This window comes from Clostridium sp. ATCC 25772, from assembly GCF_001573875.1.
GTDB classification, from domain to species: domain Bacteria; phylum Bacillota; class Clostridia; order Clostridiales; family Clostridiaceae; genus Clostridium_J; species Clostridium_J senegalense.
Window position 1 is genome coordinate 88,206 of sequence record NZ_LFRG01000008.1, and the last position, 19,009, is coordinate 107,214.

At 26.6% G+C, this 19,009-nt stretch carries 17 protein-coding genes; 13 read left to right on the top strand and 4 right to left on the bottom strand.

Annotation, left to right across the window (positions count from 1 at the left end; all coding sequences use genetic code 11):
- The first annotated feature begins 49 nt into the window (after positions 1-49).
- The 7 genes from AZI32_RS04145 (at position 50) to AZI32_RS04175 (ending at position 6,615) form a co-directional block, all read left to right on the top strand.
- Positions 50-655, top strand: a complete 606-nt coding sequence (locus AZI32_RS04145; protein ID WP_061994636.1) for a hypothetical protein — start codon at positions 50-52, stop codon at positions 653-655.
- Positions 656-666: 11 nt separating this feature from the next.
- Positions 667-1,881 (top strand): hypothetical protein, encoded by a 1,215-nt coding sequence (locus tag AZI32_RS04150; protein ID WP_061994637.1) that lies wholly within the window; start codon positions 667-669, stop codon positions 1,879-1,881.
- 141 nt (positions 1,882-2,022) lie between these two features.
- Entirely contained in the window at positions 2,023-3,174 is a 1,152-nt protein-coding gene (locus tag AZI32_RS04155) for a hypothetical protein (protein ID WP_061994638.1), read from the top strand.
- A gap of 132 nt (positions 3,175-3,306) precedes the next feature.
- On the top strand, positions 3,307-3,855 hold the full coding sequence (locus tag AZI32_RS04160) for a ubiquitin (protein WP_061994639.1): 549 nt from the start codon (positions 3,307-3,309) through the stop codon (positions 3,853-3,855).
- Between the two features lie 307 nt (positions 3,856-4,162).
- Positions 4,163-4,702: a UBA/TS-N domain-containing protein gene (locus AZI32_RS04165; protein ID WP_010296747.1), complete on the top strand. Its 540-nt coding sequence runs from the start codon at positions 4,163-4,165 to the stop codon at positions 4,700-4,702.
- The gene (locus AZI32_RS04170) at positions 4,695-5,375 is read left to right on the top strand and encodes a response regulator transcription factor (protein ID WP_061994640.1); all 681 of its coding nucleotides are present in this window, start codon (positions 4,695-4,697) and stop codon (positions 5,373-5,375) included. Before AZI32_RS04165 ends, AZI32_RS04170 begins: the two co-directional genes overlap by 8 nt.
- On the top strand, positions 5,368-6,615 hold the full coding sequence (locus AZI32_RS04175; protein ID WP_061994641.1) for a HAMP domain-containing sensor histidine kinase: 1,248 nt from the start codon (positions 5,368-5,370) through the stop codon (positions 6,613-6,615). The genes AZI32_RS04170 and AZI32_RS04175 overlap by 8 nt, the downstream gene beginning before the upstream one ends.
- A gap of 146 nt (positions 6,616-6,761) precedes the next feature.
- Here the strand turns inward: AZI32_RS04175 and AZI32_RS04180 are convergent, their stop codons facing one another.
- Positions 6,762-6,956: a DUF4177 domain-containing protein gene (locus AZI32_RS04180; RefSeq protein ID WP_061994642.1), complete on the bottom strand. Its 195-nt coding sequence runs from the start codon at positions 6,954-6,956 to the stop codon at positions 6,762-6,764.
- A 314-nt stretch (positions 6,957-7,270) separates the two neighbouring features.
- Between AZI32_RS04180 and AZI32_RS04185 the strand changes: the two genes are divergently transcribed.
- The 4 genes from AZI32_RS04185 to AZI32_RS04200 all read left to right on the top strand — a co-directional run bounded on the left by AZI32_RS04185 (position 7,271) and on the right by AZI32_RS04200 (position 10,632).
- Entirely contained in the window at positions 7,271-8,011 is a 741-nt protein-coding gene (locus AZI32_RS04185; protein ID WP_345968952.1) for a response regulator transcription factor, read from the top strand.
- A gap of 1 nt (position 8,012) precedes the next feature.
- Positions 8,013-8,948: a sensor histidine kinase gene (locus tag AZI32_RS04190; RefSeq protein WP_061994643.1), complete on the top strand. Its 936-nt coding sequence runs from the start codon at positions 8,013-8,015 to the stop codon at positions 8,946-8,948.
- Positions 8,949-9,011: 63 nt separating this feature from the next.
- Positions 9,012-9,941 carry an ABC transporter ATP-binding protein gene (locus AZI32_RS04195; RefSeq protein WP_061994644.1) on the top strand — a complete coding sequence of 310 codons (930 nt, stop codon included), beginning with the start codon at positions 9,012-9,014 and terminating at the stop codon, positions 9,939-9,941.
- Complete coding sequence (locus AZI32_RS04200; protein WP_061994645.1) at positions 9,925-10,632, top strand: ABC transporter permease; 708 nt, start codon at positions 9,925-9,927, stop codon at positions 10,630-10,632. The genes AZI32_RS04195 and AZI32_RS04200 overlap by 17 nt, the downstream gene beginning before the upstream one ends.
- Positions 10,633-10,866: 234 nt before the next feature.
- On the opposite strand, the gene AZI32_RS04205 is transcribed toward AZI32_RS04200, so the two are convergent.
- Positions 10,867-11,418, bottom strand: a complete 552-nt coding sequence (locus AZI32_RS04205) for an XRE family transcriptional regulator (RefSeq protein WP_061994646.1) — start codon at positions 11,416-11,418, stop codon at positions 10,867-10,869.
- A 161-nt stretch (positions 11,419-11,579) separates the two neighbouring features.
- Between AZI32_RS04205 and AZI32_RS04210 the strand changes: the two genes are divergently transcribed.
- Positions 11,580-12,170 carry an HDIG domain-containing metalloprotein gene (locus tag AZI32_RS04210; protein WP_061994647.1) on the top strand — a complete coding sequence of 197 codons (591 nt, stop codon included), beginning with the start codon at positions 11,580-11,582 and terminating at the stop codon, positions 12,168-12,170.
- Between the two features lie 342 nt (positions 12,171-12,512).
- Positions 12,513-14,129, top strand: coding sequence for a beta-N-acetylhexosaminidase (locus AZI32_RS04215; RefSeq protein ID WP_061994648.1), 1,617 nt, complete (start codon positions 12,513-12,515; stop codon positions 14,127-14,129).
- Between the two features lie 64 nt (positions 14,130-14,193).
- Here the strand turns inward: AZI32_RS04215 and AZI32_RS04220 are convergent, their stop codons facing one another.
- Together AZI32_RS04220 and AZI32_RS04225 are read right to left on the bottom strand one after the other, a co-directional pair.
- Entirely contained in the window at positions 14,194-14,757 is a 564-nt protein-coding gene (locus AZI32_RS04220; protein WP_199870164.1) for a DUF6143 family protein, read from the bottom strand.
- 302 nt (positions 14,758-15,059) lie between these two features.
- The gene (locus AZI32_RS04225) at positions 15,060-18,491 is read right to left on the bottom strand and encodes a putative mucin/carbohydrate-binding domain-containing protein (protein ID WP_061994649.1); all 3,432 of its coding nucleotides are present in this window, start codon (positions 18,489-18,491) and stop codon (positions 15,060-15,062) included.
- Positions 18,492-19,009 lie beyond the last annotated feature (518 nt).

The following is a 19,009-nucleotide window of genomic DNA, read 5'->3' on the forward strand; positions in this document are numbered from 1 at the left end:
ATATAATAACTATATTAGTTAAAAAAATAACAAAGTGAGGGGATTTAAAATGAAAAGAAGAAAAAGTTTAATGATAATTGGAGCTATATTAATGAGTTTGACATTTTCTGTAGGTTGTACTTCACGAAGTACTGGTATAAGCAGCTCACGAAGTAATGATGTAAATAATATAGATGGAGATGCTATAGATAGACTTCCAGAAGAACAAAAGGATACAGCAATTGATAAGGATCTTTCAAGAAGAAGAAAGGAAAGAAAAGAAAGTATTCAAGAGACTCCTGAAGGTACATTATCTATTGGAGAGCCATGTATTAATGTACCAGGTCAAAGTAAAAATATGCCTGATTTTAGCAATGAAAGTTATGAGAAAATGGAAGAACTTTCACGTATTGCGAATAATTATATTGAAAATAAATTAAAAATTCCTGAAAAGCCAGTATATATACATAATGTATCACAGTGTATGGATCCAAGAATGAATGCAATTTACGATGATGAAGATAAAGGAGTAGCTAGTGGCTATGATAATGAAAATATATATATTGAAGAATATGAAACAGAAAAAGAGGATGTATATAGTTATTTAATTTTAGTAAGAGAGTCAAAGGATAGTCCATGGAAAGTAATACATCATGGAAACAGTTATAAAGAGTAGGTGTTAAAAATATGAAAGAATTAGTAAAATATGAATTTAAAAAGATATGGACTCAACTCACTATAGTATCTGTAGTATTACTTGTTATAATATCTACAATTAATATCTTTATAATTTTATTTAATTCTGAGGCTATTACTAGTGAAGGTAAAGAAGTTAATGGGTTAAAATCTTGTAGAGCAATAAGAAATGAATCAAAAGATATACAAGGAGTAATGAATCAAGAGTATTTAGATAATTTAGTTAAAAATTTCAATTCAAGTAAAGAAAAACAAAAGGCTGGGGAATTGCTTGGAGCATATTCTACAAAATATAATTATACAAATCAAATTATAAACTTTGCTAATTATGGTTCGAAGGCGTCTAATCTTAACAAGGGACTAGACTTTGACTTTATAAAATCGGAAAAAAAGTTTTATAATCAGTATAAAAAATCTGTAAGTGATACTATAAAAGAATACAATCAGCGTGATAATTGGTTTAAATACACAGATAACCATATGAATAATATAAATGAAAAAATAAATAAATTAAAAATTCCTTTCAAGGTGGATTATAATGGAGGATTAAGTTATTTTGTATGGCAATATGGAACACAATACTATCTTGTGCTTATAGTAATAGGATTTGCGTTAAGTTCATTATTTTCAAAGAATAGCAATAATGGAATAGATGAGCTTACACTATCTTCTAAGTTTGGAAGAAAGAAAAATATGAATGCAAGAATCATAGCAGGAAATATATTTTCAGTAGTAATTTACGCTATATTTATAGGAATACTTTTAATAGAAATTGGAGTTGGAGCTTCTTTACATGGATGGAGTACATCTATACAAACTATATGGTTCACTTGTTTATATAATATAAGTGTAGGTACAGGTATAGTAATTATGATTTTACAAGGCTTATTAGGGGTATTAATAGTTGCAAATTTAATTATGCTAATATCATTGAAAGTTAAATATTCAAAATTAACAACGTTTATATCTGTATTTAGTATATGGGTACTTCTAAAATTAGCGAATACAACTAATCCATTACAATTACAACTTAATCCTATTTATTTCGCTAAACATATTAGTTTTTTTAAAGAGTTTGATATTTGTTATTTTATAGGAAATATAATGATACCATATTCATTAGCATTTATAGCTATAGCATTTATTTACATGTTAGTAATTAGAATTTTAACAGTGAGACAGTATAAGAGATATAAGTTAAATTAACTATTCATTAAAATAAGCTGTCAACTATTGATATGATGTTAATCTTAAATTTTCTCATTTGATAAATGAATAAGTTTAAAATTCAATTTAGAACCCTATAGTAACAGCATATTAAAAATAAAAATTAGGTGGTTAAATTAAATGAAAGAAATTATAAGAGTTGAAAGAAAAAGAATATTAAGCTTGAGAAACTTTCTTATACTCTCTGCAGCTATTTTAATATTTTCTATCTTTAGTAGTATAATGTCTCTAAATAATTACAATGTATACGATTCACAAGGAAATATTATAATGTCTAGTAAAGATAATTTAAAAGAATCAAAACTAGATAAACATAAAATATTATTAGATGAAAAGGCTATAAAAGATGTTGTAGAGAGCAAAGATAAAAGTAAGTATTTATACAATTCAAATTTATTTATACTTGTTGCTTCGAATTATGAAAAAAAAATAGAAGAACTTACAAGTGATGATATAAAAAATTTTTACAATCAGAGAATAGTAAATGTAAAAAAGAATATAGGTGGAGCAGGTTATATAGAAGATATAGATAAGTTAGCTTCCGAGGGTGAAAAACTTAATACACCTTTAAGACTAGGATATGCAGAGGGGTGGAAGAACTTAAATAATGATATGGTAGACTTCGTTACAGTTGTTATAGTTGTTATACCATTTATTATTTTACCTGTATTTGCAAAGGACCCAAAGACGAAAATGAGACAACTGTACATTGCAACTAAACATGGAAAGAAAACTTTAGCTAAAATTAAAATAATAACAGGATTTGAAGTAGGTGCTATGATTTATATTACAGCTGTATTAATTTTTTCACTTTCAAAACTATTAATACTTGGATTTAAAGGGGCTAGTTTACCTATTCAAAGTAGTGTAAGTTATTTGTTTTGTCCTTACAATTTAACATACTTACAGCAGTATTTATTGAATGTAACAATAGGATTTATGGCAATGTTAATTATGGTATCTACAACACTTCTATTTACAAGTATAGTAGATCAGATTTTATCAGGAGCATTATTTGTAACATTTTTTTGTGCAATAATGACTATGCTACCTAAAAATAATTTTGAGATTAATCATTATCTTAAGGCATTCTTACCGTACCATATGATTAATTTTAATAAGTATTATATTCACCCTGAGATTTACAATATAGCAGGTAAAGTTATACCTACTTATGTATTAGTCATTTTGATATCTTTGTTAGTTTTTATAATATCAATTATTTCTACAATGGCTATATCAAATATGAAGCTATCAAGTAAGTTAAAGTAGTAACAAAACTACTAAATTATAATTAATTTTAATTTTTAATCTAATTTTAATCTTTCTTATATTTTAGATTAATCTTCTAAACGTATTATATAACCATGATGAATGATTAATAAATACACGGAGGTAATTCAAATGGAAAAAAACGAAATGATTGAAATTATAATTAAAAAGGCTAATGTAACTCGTGAAGAGGCGATAGAAGCATTAGAAAAATGTAACTGGGATGTTATAGATTCTATTATATATTTAGAGAAAAATGGAAAAATAGAAAGCAATACAATTGAAAATGCTACAATAATTGAAGTTAAGGAAGAAGAGCAAAGAGAAGATAAAAAGAAAAATAGAAAAAAACATGAAGAAAGATATGGTGGAATTGGAGAGGTTGTTGGTAGAGTGTTTAAGTTTATAAGTAAATTTATAAAAAAAGGAAATCAGAACTGTTTTGAGGTAAAAAAAGAAAATGAAAAACCAATAAGAATATCATTAACAATATCAATACTTTTACTAATATTCTTATCTGTACCAACTATAGTATTATTAATAATCGGATTGTTCTGTGGATATAAATATTCATTGTCTGGTGCTCATAATAATTATGATGGTGTAAATAATGTTTTTGAAAAAGCATCAGAGTCAGCAGATAATATTAAAAATGACTTTAAAAAAGGTTATGAAAAATAATATATTATAGTAAAGAGATTTTGAATATTTTCAAAGTCTCTTTATTTTTAGGATTATATAAAATTAAATGGTATAATTTAATATCTAAGGATATAATTATATAGGGAAACAATCTCCAACTTAAATTTATACATCAAATTTTTGTTATCAGTAACTATTCACTCTTAACTTTTAACTAAAATAATCTGTTAGTTATTGATAAAATATTAATTTGAGTTTTATCATTTGATAAATGAATAAGTTGAAAATTTAATTTGGAACCCTATAATAAACAATTGTATTTGTGCCATAGATATGGAGGTTATTTATGGATAAACTTAAATTAATAGATAAATTGAGGGAAAAAACAAATGTAAGCTATGAAGAAGCTAAAATAGCTTTAGAAAATAGTGGTTGGGATATTTTAGACGCATTATTATATTTGGAAGAGAAGGGAAGGGTAAAAAGACCTTCTGTAAATATATTTTATACTAATGAAACAAGGTATAGTGAAAAAAAGGAAGAGAATAAGAAAAACAAAGAAAATAGATATGAATCAAATAATAATTTTCAAGGAATTTTTGAAGCTATATGTAAGTGTATAGATACATGCAATAATATTTTTTTACAAATAAAAAAGAAAGATAGGATATTTTTAAAGATACCACTTACTGTAATTATTATTCTTTTATTTTTTGCTTTTTGGATGATTATACCTTTAACAATTATTTTATTATTTTTAGACATAGAGTTATATATATATTCAAAAACTATTAATGCAGATAAAGCTAATAGGATATTGAAGAATATTTCAGATAATGTAAAAATTATAAAAGAAAAATTTAAAAAGGCGGATAGAAATGGTTAAGATTTTAATAGTTGAAGATGAAGAGAAATTATCAAGGTTTATTGAGCTTGAGTTAAGACACGAAGGTTATGAGGTAATAAAAGCTAATAATGGCAGAACAGGTCTTGAGATTGCAGAAAATGGTGAAGTGGATTTAATTCTCCTTGATATAATGCTTCCAGAAATAAATGGTCTTGAAGTATTAAGAAGGATTAGAAGAACTTCTGACATTCCCATTATAATGCTTACTGCAAGAGATGCAGTTATGGATAAGGTATCAGGACTTGATGCAGGAGCAGATGATTATATAACTAAACCATTTGCAATAGAAGAATTACTTGCGAGGATAAGAACAGCACTTAAAAAAAGAATAGTCACAGTGAAAAAGGATGAAGATATAATAAGGTGTGGTCTACTATCATTAGATAAAATGAGACATAAAGTAATGTATGATGAAAATGAGATAGAACTAACCAATAGAGAGTTTAATTTATTACAAATATTATTGGAAAACAAGAATATAGTGTTAACTAGAAATATACTTATGGAAAAGTTATGTGGTTATGAATATCTTGGAGAAACTAATGTTATTGATGTTTATATAAGATTTTTGAGAACAAAAATAGATGATGCTTTTAACATTAAAATAATAACTACAGTTCGTGGTGTGGGATACGTAATTAAAGATGAGTAGAAAAAATAAAACAAAGAATGTTATATCTATTGCAATAAAATTAAACTCTGTTTTTGTAAGAAATTTATTTTTAAAGTTTCTTATTATTGATATATGTATAATAGCTGGATTTATTGGAGTTTGGTGCATTGAAAATGAAATTAATTTTTATGGTGAGATTGTAAGGAATGCTCAAAGGTCATTTGAATTTTATCCTATAGAAACAGCAACTTATAAAGTTATTTGGGATAATGGAAAAGTCATGATAAAAGAGGCTAGTACTTTTTTAAACCTTCTTATAAGAGTAATTAGTACTATTGGAATTGTAGAAGGAATTATGTTATTAACACAAATGATATTTGGTACTGCAAAAAATAGAAGGATTTTAAAACCACTTAATGAAATAGCAGAAGCTGCTAGCAGACTTAGTGATATGGCTTTTGATGAGCAAAAATTTCATAGTCTTGAGGATGCTATATCTAAGATAAGTCCTACTATATCTGATGAAAGAATTCATATTGGCGATAGTGAACTTCAAGGGTTAGAAGAAGCAATCAATAATTTATTAGATAGAATGAGGGATTCTTATAGGCAACAAGCACGATTTGTTTCAGATGCATCTCATGAACTTAGAACTCCTATATCTGTAATTCAAGGGTATGCTAATATGTTAGATCGTTGGGGTAAAGATGATGAAGAAGTATTAGAAGAATCTATTGTAGCTATAAAAAGTGAATCGGAAAATATGAAAAACTTAATAGAGCAGCTATTATTTTTAGCAAGAGGTATTAACGGTAAAACACAGCTTAATATAATAGAATTTTCACTTAATGATGTGATGAAAGAGGTTTTAGAAGAATCTAAGATGATAGATAAAGAACATGCATATGAATATATATATTCAGATAATGTAAGTGTTTATGGTGATATATCATTACTTAAACAAACAGCTAGGATATTAATAGAAAATGCAGCAAAGTATACAGATAAAGGCGAAGATATAATATTAAGAACGGGAAAAAATAATAAAGATGAACCGTATTTTTCTATTCAAGATAATGGAATAGGGATGGATGAAAATGATGTGTTACACATATTTGAACGGTTTTTTAGAGCTGATACTGCAAGAGTTAGAAAAGGTGGTACAGGGCTAGGACTTTCAATTGCTAAATGGATTATTGATAGTCACAAAGGATACTTTAGCGTTTTAAGCAGGAAAGAGATAGGTACAAGAATAACTGTATTTTTACCTAAAAGGTAGTAAAATATATTAAGAAATTATAAGTAAAGAGGTATAGTTGAAACTAAACAGTTAGTTTTAAAAAGATTATGTTTTAATATAATTGATATTTTTAATAATTTTAAGGGGAGTCTATTTGACTTCCCTTAAAATTATTAAAAATAATGTTAGTTACTTTTTTCAAGAATAATTGTTGCTTCATTGCCATCTACAGAAGCAAATAATACTCCACCGTTTCCTTTTATATTAGATATGATATTGAATATTTTCCAACCTTCTTTACCATAATCATTTAAAGTTTTTTCCAAATCTTCTGCACTATTTAAATCAAATCTCCATTTAAAAACTTTATATTCGTACATTATTGTGCCTCCCCTTTAATTGTCATTCATTACAACATATTTACAGAATAATTATAACATTGAATCATATTAAATGCATACAATTAAAAAAATATTTGCATGTATATGTTAAAAATGTATTAAAAGATACAGCATAAGTGTTTCAATGAAGAACAAGCTGGGTGTTGCAAATGGTTTGACAATTCGGCATAAAAAAAATGGTATAATATATATGGATAAATTAATCAATTAACAATAAATTTTATTAAGTGTAAGAAGATGATAAAGAATAATCAGTATATTCAAGAGTCATATAAATAAAAGAAGAATTCTATTTGATTTTAGAATTTAATATTGAAATGAAAGGAATGATGGCAAGATTGTCTAAAATATTATTAGTAGAAGATGATAAAAATATAAGCGAAATGGTTACTGAGTATTTAATAAATGATGTATATGAAGTTACACAGGTTTACGATGGAGAATCTGCAATTGATGAATTTCAAGCAAATTCATATGATTTAGTGTTGTTAGATTTAATGATTCCTAAGATTAATGGTATTGATGTTATGAAAAAAATAAGAGAGCATGATTTTGTACCTATTATTATTATAACAGCGAAAGATAATGATTCAGATAAAGCAATAGGATTAGGATTTGGAGCAGATGACTACTTAACTAAACCATTTTCTTTAATTGAACTTTCAGCAAGAATTAAAGCAAATATAAGACGTGTAACAAAGTATGTAAAAGAGAAAAGCAATAATGAAAATAAAATAATTTATGTGAAAGACTTAGAGATTAATGTGTACAAGCACTCTGTTATTAAAGAAGGAAAACAATTAAATTTGACATATAAAGAGTTTGAAATTTTAAAGTTACTTGCTTCAAACTTGGGAATGGTCTTTTCAAAAGAACAAATTTACAATAACATTTGGAAGGAACCTTATTATGGAGAAGAAAACGTAATTAATGTACATATGAGAAGGCTAAGAAATAAATTGTCTTATGATAAATCTGATTTTGAATATATTAAGACTTTGTGGGGAATTGGATATAAGATGGAGGAAGAATAAGATGATAATAGTATTATGTATATTAATTTTTATATTGATGATAAGTTACATATTAGAATGCAGAAAATATAAGTTTCAATCAAAACAGATACAATATATAGCTAACAAAATAGAATCCATTATTAAAAATGAAACATGTGAACTAATTTTGGTTTCTACAGAAGATGATTCAATAAAATCCATTGCGTCAAGTGTTAATCATTTATTAGATTATAGTCATGAAAATAAGATGGCATATGAAAATTCTAAGATATCTATGATGAGAATGTTATCAAATATTTCACACGATTTAAAAACACCATTAACAACTCTAAAAGGATATGTGGAAATGCTAAGGATTAGATTCAATAATGATAGGATGATTATTAAAGTCGATTTGAGAATTAATGAAATTTTAGAACTAATAAATAGATTTTTTAGCCTTGTTAAGTTGAAATCTGGCGATAAAACACTTGACAGTGTTAATATAAACATATGTGAAATATGCAGAAAAAATATGTTTCAATTTTATGATATTCTTTCAGAAAAAAATTTTTATGTGGATATTAACATTCCAGAGAAGCCTATTTACATTAGTGCAGATGAAGAAGCTTTGAATCGTGTATTAAAAAACATATTAGATAATGCTATTAAACATGGTGGTGATGGAAAATACATAGGTATAAGCATTGATGTATATGAAAAAAACGTTTGCATTACAATCGAAGACCATGGTAAAGGAATTTTGGAGAGATATAAAGAAAATGTTTTTCAGAGAATGTACACATTAGATGATGCAAAAAGTAAAGATTATCAAGGTAGTGGACTGGGTTTAACAATATCAAAAGAACTCGTCGAACATATGAAAGGAAAAATTGAATTAATTAGTATTCCACATAAGAAAACATTATTTAATATAATATTACCAAAAGCAAATATAAACTTAAGAAAAAAGTAATATTTATGACAGAAAAAAGATAAGTTGGTTTGTTATATTAATGTATAGAAAGGGGAGATAATTATGGAGTATATATTAAAAACAAATGGACTTACTAAAATATATAATGACAAGACGGTAGTAGATAACGTAGAAATGCATGTGAGAAAAGGTGAAATTTATGGCTTTTTAGGTCCTAATGGATCTGGTAAAAGTACAATACTAAAAATGATTCTTAACTTGGTAAAACCTAATAAGGGAAAAATTATACTTTTTGGACAAGAAGTTAATGACAGAAATTTTGAAACATTAAAAAGAATTGGTTCTATTATAGAAAATCCCTATTTTTATAGCAGGTTAACAGGAAGAGAAAATCTAGAATTACATTGTAATTACATGGGTTATCACAATGAAGAAAGAATAGATGAAGTTTTACGTTTAGTAGGGTTATCTGATATAGAGGAAAAAGCAATTTGCAATTATTCTCTAGGTATGAAACAGAGATTAGCAATTGCAAGGGCAATACTTACAAAACCAGAATTTCTTATATTAGATGAACCCATAAATGGGTTAGATCCAGAAGGAATTAAAGAAATACGTTCACTTATTAAAAAATTAAATGAAAAATGTGGGACAACAATACTTATTTCAAGTCATATTCTTGCAGAAATAGAATTAATTGCAGATACAATTGGTATTATAAAAAGTGGAAAACTATTAAAAGAAGTATCTATGGAAAAAGTTCATGAGTATAACAGTGAATATATAGAAATACAAGTAAACGATTTGAGTATGACAGGATATTTAATTGAAGAAGAACTGAAAATATCAAACTATAAAATAATTTCTAAAAATAAAATTCGTATATATGATATAAGTAAGTCTCAGAATGTAATTTCTAGAATGCTTATTGAAAATGGTATTGAATTAGAAAGTATAGGTAAAAAGGAAAGTACTTTGGAAGAGTATTTTTTAAAGTTGATACAGGAGGACAGTTATGTTGCAATTAATTAAATTGGAAGTTAAAAAATATAAACTAAAAAGATATATTAAAGGCGTAATTATAGCTATTCTTTGTATAATGGCTTTTCTTACTATTTCGTTTATTGACACTATATCAGATCCAAAACAAAATATGGATACATATAAAAGTGTTATATGGATGATAAATGTTTTAGTAACAAGTACATTTTTAATATATTCTTCATCTTTAATGGCAAAGATTGTAATAGGAGAATATAGGGATAAAACAATTTTAGTGATGTTTTCATATCCTATAAGTAGAAGAAAAATTATATTGGCAAAATTATTTATAGTTGTTGTATTTGCAATGTCATGTATATTGATTGGTGATATATTGTGCATAATATATGTAGCTATATTAGATTCCATTGTTGATGTGGTTGCAGGAAGTTTTAGTCTTAATTATATTTTTAGTGCATATTTATCATTTTTAGGATTCACTGTTATGGGAGGAATTCTATCATTAGTGCCTTTTACTGTGGGTATGAAGAAAAAATCAGTACCTTCAACAATTGTAACAGCAGTTTTGATAGTATGTTTAATGCAACCAGTAATAGGACGTGATCCAGAGTTGAAAAGTACAATTATTAAATTGGTTATTATTACCTTGTTTTCCATAAGTACGTCAATATACACACTAAAAAAACAAATAACCAATGTAGATAATTTAGATGTTGCTTAGTTTATTTGTATTTAATCTAATATTAGATATTTGAAAGTCATAAACTTTATGGCTTTTTTATTTTAAAAAAGTTTATATAAAAATTTAAAGACAAACTGTATCATAAATAAGTTTGATTTTAATTAAATTTGCATAATAGAATGATTTTTAGAATTAAGAAAAATTTTATTGTAAGAAACATTTGGGAGGTGTTAAATTCATATAATCCTTACATAAAAACATCCTGCCATATAATTAGGTAGGATAAAAATTTGTTATTGTAGCTTTTAAAGTTCCTTTTCCACTGTTAGTATATACATGCTCATGTGATGCTAAAAAACTTATTGAATCATTAGGAGTTAGTTTATAAGTAGCACTATTTATTTCTAAAGTTAATTCACCTTCTAACACCATAATATATTCCTCTGATTTTTCAGAGTGACCTACAGATTTATAAGTACAATTTTCATCTAGTTCAATTTGAAAAAGTTCAAAATTACGATAAGGTGTATTAGTATAGTAACAATATACTCTATAATGTCCTTCCTCGCTAAGTTGAATATCAGTATCATTCTTTTTTATAATTTGAGTATCATGTTCTTTTTGCTCAAGTAATGAAGTATAAGGAACTTTTAATCCATTAGCTATTTTCCATAAAGTATTTATAGTAGGATTAGTATCTCCTTTTTCTATTTGAGATAACATAACTTTGCTTACATTGCATAAGCCAGCAAGTTGACTTAAACTTAAATTTCGCTCAGTTCTAAGATTTTTTAAGTTTTCTGCAATAATAAAATTTATATTCATTAAAGAAACCTCCAATAATCATATTGACAATTATAATTAACATAAGTAAAATAAAATAAACGTTAAATATATTTAACATTCGTAAAGTATTATATATCAAAGAGTTAAAAGAATCAACAAAAATTAAATATTATATTTTAAATTTAAGAGGAGGAGTTATTATGATAACAAGAGAAGAAGCATGGGAACTACTTACTAAATACAATAAAGAGGTATTTCATATTCAACATGCTTTAACAGTTGAAGGAACTATGAAATATTTTGCAAAAGAATTAGGGTATGAAGAAGAAGCGGACTTTTGGTCAATGGTTGGTTTACTTCATGATTTAGATTTTGAAATGTATCCAGAAAAGCATTGTAGTAAAACACAAGAGATTATGAGAGATTATGGTCTTGATGAAAAACTAATAAGAGCTGTAGTAAGTCACGGTTACGGTCTTTGTGCAGAAGAACAACCAAAACCAGAGCATGAGATGGAAAAAGTATTGTTTGCAGTAGATGAACTTACAGGATTAATAGGTGCAGCAGCAAGAATGCGTCCATCAAAAAGTGTTATGGATATGGAACTTTCAAGTCTTAAGAAAAAATTTAAGGATAAAAAATTTGCAGCAGGATGTTCACGTGATGTAATTAAACAAGGTGCAGAAATGCTTGGATGGGAACTAAATAAACTGCTTGAAGAAACAATTATGGCTATGCGCTTTTGTGAAGCTGATATTAATAAAAAAATGGCAGAATATATGAATAATTAATATATAATAAATAGTTATTAAAAGGGGCTATTGCAAAACTAACTGAGGTTAGAGGAGTGATATGCCCCATTTGTTACGGTGCTACACATTGAACGTATTACATATCTTTGATTAAAAGTTAAAAGTACCCAGTTAGTACTAGTAACTTTTTTACTAGAAATGATGGACGTGCTTTTCTAGGACCGGCTTTGTTTGATATATAACTAAATATTATTTTATTAGTAAATTATAGTATATACTACGATATTTAAGTGCAAAATAAGAGAGAAGGTTTCAAAATAATTAATGAATAATACATTATAAATTAAACATTGATTTTTAAAATGTAAGGACGGTGAGCTAATGAAGAATATATATACAAAGCACTTAAAAACTGTATATATACTAATAGTATTTTTAGTGTTAGTAGCAGTTTCTTCTATAATAATTTTAGATGAAAATAATAAAGTGGAGCCAACTTTTGCTATGCAAAGTAATATTGTAAATAATATTATTCCTAAGCCTTTAAACTATGAAAGTGGTGAAGGAGCATTTACTCTTACAAAAAATAGTTCCATATATGTAAAAGGAAATACTGAAGAAGAAACAGAAGAAATTGTTAAAATTGCAGAGTTTTTAAAAGAAAAATTAAAACCTTCAACAGGTTTTGAGTTGAAAATTGTTAAGGGCAATAATGTTCCATCAGGAAGTATATATTTAACCACTGTAGGTGCAAATAAAGATAAGGGAAATGAAGGTTATGAAGTAATAACTACCCCTGAAAACGTTAAAATTATAGGATACAAGCCAGAAGGTATTTTTAGAGGAGTTCAAACTCTAAGACAATTATTACCATCAGATATTGAAAAAAATACTGTAACTGCTGATGTAAAGTGGACTATTCCAGTTTCAACTATAAAGGATAAACCAGAGTATGAATATAGAGGTGTAATGATTGATGTAGCTAGACATTTTTTTACTGTTGATGAAATTAAGCGTCAAATAGATCTTGCAGCTCAATATAAAATAAATAAGGTACATTTACATCTTAGTGATGACCAAGGATGGCGTTTAGAAATTAAAAAATGGCCAGATTTGACTAATATAGGTGGAAGTACTCAAGTAGGAGGAGGACCAGGAGGGTATTACACTCAAGAACAATTTAAAGATTTAGTTAAGTATGCAGCAGAAAGATATATAGAAATAGTTCCTGAATTTGATATGCCAGGTCATACTAATGCAGCACTAGCTTCTTATGGATTTTTAAATAAAGATGGTCAAAAGAAACCTTTATATACAGATACAAAAGTAGGATTTAGTTCATTAATGACTGATGATGAAAAAACATATGAGTTTATTGAGGATATAATAAGAGAAGTTTCTGAAATATCACCTTCTAAGTATATACATATAGGAGGAGATGAAGCGGATAGCACTAAAAAAGAAGATTATGATTATTTTGTAGGAAGAGTATCTAAGATAGTTGAAAAGTATGGAAAAACCGCAATAGGATGGGATCCAATTGATACATCATCAAAGATAAACTCAAGTGTGATATTACAAAATTGGAAAGATTCTAATGAAGCAGCTAGAGCAAAAAATATGAAAATGATTATTTCAATTGCAGAAAAAGCATATTTAGATATGAAGTATAACGAAAATACTCCATATGGATTAGATTGGGCAGGATATATTCCAGTTGAAACTGCATATAAATGGGATCCTACAGATTATGCTCCAAAAGAATTAGTTTTAGGTGTGGAAGCACCATTATGGACAGAAACAATCTTAAATACAGAAGCTATGGATTATATGATATATCCAAGATTATTAGGGTATTCTGAAATAGGGTGGACACCTAAAAATGCTAGAAATTGGGATGAGTATAAAAATCGATTGAAAAGTCAAGGGGAAAGAATGAAAAATCAAGGGATAAATTATTATAAAGATGAGAACATATGGACAGTAGAGAAAAAGTAAACAAAATAATTTTATAAAAAAAGACAGGTTTTTATGGCCTGTCTTTTAATATTAAAAAACATTATTAAATTTTTTCTTCCCACCATCCAAAGGAAACCGTGCCTTTAGCAGGTTCATTTGGGTTTTCTAGATTTGATAAAAAAACAATAAATGAGCCGCCAGGTGGAAAAATAAACTTTCCATCTTCTTCAGCTACGATTGTAGTATCAGGCGGTGCTGTTCTAATATAGGCATTAACACCTTCAATAGGTTTGTCTATAACATCAGTTGCTTGAAGCAGATCTACTCTTGGACTAGGCAATGGACAAAGAGCTGTATTTGATGGGGTAACAAACTCTGATACATATGGTGAACCAGGTAGATTTGAATTAAACCATATTTGTACATTTATTGGATATTTACCTGAATTAGTAACTGTCCATACATAAACATGAAGATTAACCCCTGAACAACTAGGATTTATTAAACCTGCCCATGCATTAGTATTATTACCAAACTCTAGTTCATCTGAATGTCCTACAAAATACTTACCTTGAAGGGAAAGATATAAAGGATAAGGCATACTAGCAACTTGAGTTATTGGATTAGGCAGTAAAATAGAATTATTACAATTATTTATATATTTCATCACGTTTATAACTCCTATTAAAGTATTACAAGTAAATAGATTTTAAAAATTATTTAAGTTTATAGTTGTATAGTGAGACATGTTCTGAATTACTTAGAATTTAACACTAAATTTTGTATAAAACTATTTTAAAGTTATTAAATAAACTTAAATTGGAACTTGTTTCTCTATATATACCTGTATATTTAGTATATGGGATAAATTTTATAAGGGTTACCACGAGAAACTTTAATTAAAATAATTTTAAGCTAGACAAAAGCTTAGTAAGTTGTATTTACTAAGCTTTTACCTAAGATTTTTTATTAATTAATTTTTTTCAATCCACCAGCTACAAACTGGTAAGTAACGGAGTTACTTTTTGGAAGAGAAAATAGGGTTTCTTTATTAATTATTTCTAGTCTATTAGATGATTCTAAATGTGTAAGAGTGATTAAAGAGCCTTCTTCAAGAGTCACTGTTTCACTATTTTTAGAATAGTTATTAATTCCAATAAAGTTCTTAGAATATACAGTTTCTTTTTTGCTATTTTCAATCAAAATTGAAGTATAAATGTCTGAAAAATAGCTATGAACAATACCATCTGATATGTTTATTGTTGCTTGTTTTTCAGTTAAATTCATATTCATTTCAGCAAAAGCTCTATCAGCATATCCTTTAAAAACTGTATTAAACTCATTACCATAATATATTGGATTAGATGGGACTGGAATTTCATCTTCTGAAGATTTAACTAATCCAGTATCAGTTATTTTATAAGTTATAGTTGTATCTTTATCTAATTCTAGCTTATTAATTGTATTAGTAATTATTAAGCGGTTATTTGGTTCTTTATGAGTTATTGTTAAATAATAGCCTGCTTTTAGAGAAATATCTTTTACAAGAGCATCATTTCCTTTATTACCAATAAAGTCTTTTGTATAAACATCATTTCCTTCAGAATCTTTAATTGCAACTGAAGTATAACTATCTGTAAAGTAAACATGGGGTTCACCTTTTTTTATATCAATATTAGCTTGATTAGATGCTAAATCTAAATTTAATTCTGCAAAAATCCAATCGCCTAAGCCTTTAAAAGTAATATTAAATTTTTCACCTAGGTAAGGATTTTTACTAGGGTTTGGTATATCACTTTCATTAATTGATTCTAATTTATTTTTCATAATTTTATATGAATTAACAGCATTTTTATCAAGTGATATATTTTTGGTATCATTATTTACAAAAAGTCTATTTGAATGTTCTCTATGCTTTATAGTGATATAATATCCTTCTTGTAAAGGTATATCTTCAACTAAGTTATTATTTGTTTCGCTTCCTATAAAATCTCTAGAGAAAATGCTTGAACCATTTTTGTCTTGAATTAATATAGATGCATAACTATCTTTAAAGTAATAGTGTGGCATTATATTTTCCACTGTAAGTTTACCATTTAAATTTTCTAAATCTAAATTAAGCTTGGCAAACAATCTATCACTATAACCTTTAAAATCAAATGAGAATGCAGAGCCTTCATTTTCGTTTTCGTTAGTTGTTGGATTCTCTTTTAAAAGCTCTTTATATTTAGTTAACATTTGTGTTTTTAGAGGTTCTGTTAAAGAGTTAATAGCTAGTTTTAACTCTATTTTTGATTCTGCACAATTACTTTGGCTCAGTAGTTTATTTTCATAAATTTTAGAAGCAAAAGTATCTATTGATGTAGCAAGTTCTTGATTTAGATTTTGACTTAAATTTTCATTCTTAAGTCCTTGGGAAGTAACTACTAAAGTATTAGTTTTATTATTAGTAAGTGTAGTTTTATTATTTTTGATTTTTAACCTTGAAGGTTCAGCATGATATAATCTTATTTTATAACCTTCTTTTAAAATTTGACTACTATGCTCTAAAGTTGTGTTTGTACCGTTCATTACTTTTGAGTAAGTAATATTTCCATTAGTATCTAAAATTTCGATTTTACCATATTGTTCATTAGGAAAATAGCTATGAGGGTCCTTAGAAGTTACCTCAATGTTTAAGTGTTGATTTTCTAAATCAACATGAGCACTAGCAAATTTATCATCGCCTAATCCTAAAAATTCAATTTCCTGATTAAGTAATACGCTTTTCGTACGTAATTTATAATTTAAAGTTACGTTATTATTAGATTCCTTAACTTTTAAATAATGAGTATCAAGTGTATAACATTTATTATTGGTATTTGTTGAATAAATTGTATAAATACCAATTGGAAGTTGACCTAATGAAATACTAGGTGATGTAATAGAAACTTTCTTTACTTCTTTTTCCCCATTCATTAAATAAATAGTTTGATTTTTTATTTGATTAAAGTCATCGATTTTAATGTTTAAAGTTACGTTTCCAGTTAAGCCAGTTCTAGCTAAATCATCTGTAGTCACTAATGATAAAGGAGTTTCTAAGTTTAATGCTTTTTGAATTTCAGAAACTTTGCTAGTAGGAACAACTTCATTTAAAATTGCAACAGGCTTATAATTTTGATAACGATTTAATTCTTTTTGCCAATCACTCATTTTACCCTTAAATGACTCAATAACTGGAGTAAAATCAAGTTTACTTATTTCTCCATAAGCTTTGCTAAGTAAATCAAATTGATTATAATCACTAATGTTAAATCCATTAGAGTTAGCTAATTTACGGTATTCTTGATTAAAATGAGTAAAACTATCATCTCCGGCTTTATTTTTTAAAAGTATAAAACCATAAAGTTGTTCTCTTAGGCCCCAAGTGTTAAAGGCTGATTGGCTTTTGTGCAACAAATTATCTATATTGCTATCCACAATGTTTTTTCTTCCATAATCATATAACCAACCATTACTATATATTCCTGAACCTAAATTTTTTTGCTGAAAACTATGGGCATAAATATTGTTCCATACTTCTCCTCTTGTAAAGTTATCTTGGTATCCATGACCAATCTCATGTAATGCCCCCCAACCTTTTGATAACCAAAAACTAGCTACAGAATCGGATGTTTCAGCTGTATGATTACCACCATAATAACCACCGCCAGGTCCACTTATGTCAGCTTTTATAAAGTATTTGTTAGGAATATTTTTATCAGTTTTAATATTAGTATCAAAACTAATTCCAGATAATTTATTATAATATGTGAAAATATCACGATAATAAAGAATTAATTCATCTATAGAAGAAAAGTCTCTCATTCTCTTCATAAATGCTTTATCTTTTTGAGGTACTAGTAATTGAAAATAATCGTCTACTACTAAAGCAAAGGGAGCGGAAGTTCTATCCCATTGAGAAAAAAAGTCTTGTTGATTTTGACCTTTTTTATAGATAGGTAACGTTTGCATATTGTTAGTTATTGTATATTCTATTTTAGGTTTTTCAGTTCCGCTATATACAGTATCTACAAAAGGTACAGAACTGTAAGGAACTGATACGGTGATTTGTGTTTGATTAAAATTACGAGATGTTTCATGCTTATTGTTATCATTTAACAACCGTAAAGTTAAATTTCCTTTAAAATTAGGATTTACTTGTTTAATAGTTAATTGGACATTTGCAGGTAAAATAATTCCTAAGTCTTGACGGTCATGGCCTAGTCCTTTAGAAAAACCAGTTTGTCTAAGCCAAGTAGGATCTTCTAATATATAAAGCTCCTTTTGTTTTACTTCATTAGCATAAACATTTATTGAATTTCCTAAAGTAAAGCCAATGAATAATAATTGAATAATTAAAAATTTCACAAAACTCTTCATTTAATATCATCTCCTTATAATAAAATAATTTCCCTAATATTCTTGGATGAGTATAACATAAAAATACATAATTTAAATATAAAGGGAATGAATAGGTTTAATTTTAGAATAAATAGATTTAAAAAATATCTAGAAATATAGGTAAATAAGTTCAGATTTAAATTTAAATAAAATTACATTTGTTTCGGGGAAATAACAAATAATTCAAAAATAAATTTAAATTAAAACTTATAATCCTACATTACAATAATATTTTCGAACAGTATTTTAAAAGATTTAGTTTACATAATAAAAATTAAGTTATTAAAAATATTGTAAACTAAAAAATAAATGAAATTAATAAAGAATAACATAAATATTAGTAGATTATTTTAAGTTATATTTAACATTTATGCTTATTATTAATTTTTTTGTAAAAATATATTTAAATTATGTATAATACTATAATAGTGCGTTTTTACTTGAATAATTTTACAGTTGAATAAAAAAACAGATTCTTAAGCTATTTTTAATGACTT

Excerpts from the sequence above, each read along its gene's own strand:
- AZI32_RS04145 (WP_061994636.1), top strand. The coding sequence starts at position 50 with ATGAAAAGAAGAAAAAGTTTAATGATAATTGGAGCTATATTAATGAGT.
- AZI32_RS04150 (WP_061994637.1), top strand. The coding sequence starts at position 667 with ATGAAAGAATTAGTAAAATATGAATTTAAAAAGATATGGACTCAACTC.
- AZI32_RS04155 (WP_061994638.1), top strand. The coding sequence starts at position 2,023 with ATGAAAGAAATTATAAGAGTTGAAAGAAAAAGAATATTAAGCTTGAGA.
- AZI32_RS04160 (WP_061994639.1), top strand. The coding sequence starts at position 3,307 with ATGGAAAAAAACGAAATGATTGAAATTATAATTAAAAAGGCTAATGTA.
- AZI32_RS04165 (WP_010296747.1), top strand. The coding sequence starts at position 4,163 with ATGGATAAACTTAAATTAATAGATAAATTGAGGGAAAAAACAAATGTA.
- AZI32_RS04170 (WP_061994640.1), top strand. The coding sequence starts at position 4,695 with ATGGTTAAGATTTTAATAGTTGAAGATGAAGAGAAATTATCAAGGTTT.
- AZI32_RS04175 (WP_061994641.1), top strand. The coding sequence starts at position 5,368 with ATGAGTAGAAAAAATAAAACAAAGAATGTTATATCTATTGCAATAAAA.
- AZI32_RS04180 (WP_061994642.1), bottom strand. The coding sequence starts at position 6,956 with ATGTACGAATATAAAGTTTTTAAATGGAGATTTGATTTAAATAGTGCA.
- AZI32_RS04190 (WP_061994643.1), top strand. The coding sequence starts at position 8,013 with ATGATAATAGTATTATGTATATTAATTTTTATATTGATGATAAGTTAC.
- AZI32_RS04195 (WP_061994644.1), top strand. The coding sequence starts at position 9,012 with ATGGAGTATATATTAAAAACAAATGGACTTACTAAAATATATAATGAC.
- AZI32_RS04200 (WP_061994645.1), top strand. The coding sequence starts at position 9,925 with ATGTTGCAATTAATTAAATTGGAAGTTAAAAAATATAAACTAAAAAGA.
- AZI32_RS04205 (WP_061994646.1), bottom strand. The coding sequence starts at position 11,418 with ATGAATATAAATTTTATTATTGCAGAAAACTTAAAAAATCTTAGAACT.
- AZI32_RS04210 (WP_061994647.1), top strand. The coding sequence starts at position 11,580 with ATGATAACAAGAGAAGAAGCATGGGAACTACTTACTAAATACAATAAA.
- AZI32_RS04215 (WP_061994648.1), top strand. The coding sequence starts at position 12,513 with ATGAAGAATATATATACAAAGCACTTAAAAACTGTATATATACTAATA.
- AZI32_RS04220 (WP_199870164.1), bottom strand. The coding sequence starts at position 14,757 with ATGAAATATATAAATAATTGTAATAATTCTATTTTACTGCCTAATCCA.
- AZI32_RS04225 (WP_061994649.1), bottom strand. The coding sequence starts at position 18,491 with ATGAAGAGTTTTGTGAAATTTTTAATTATTCAATTATTATTCATTGGC.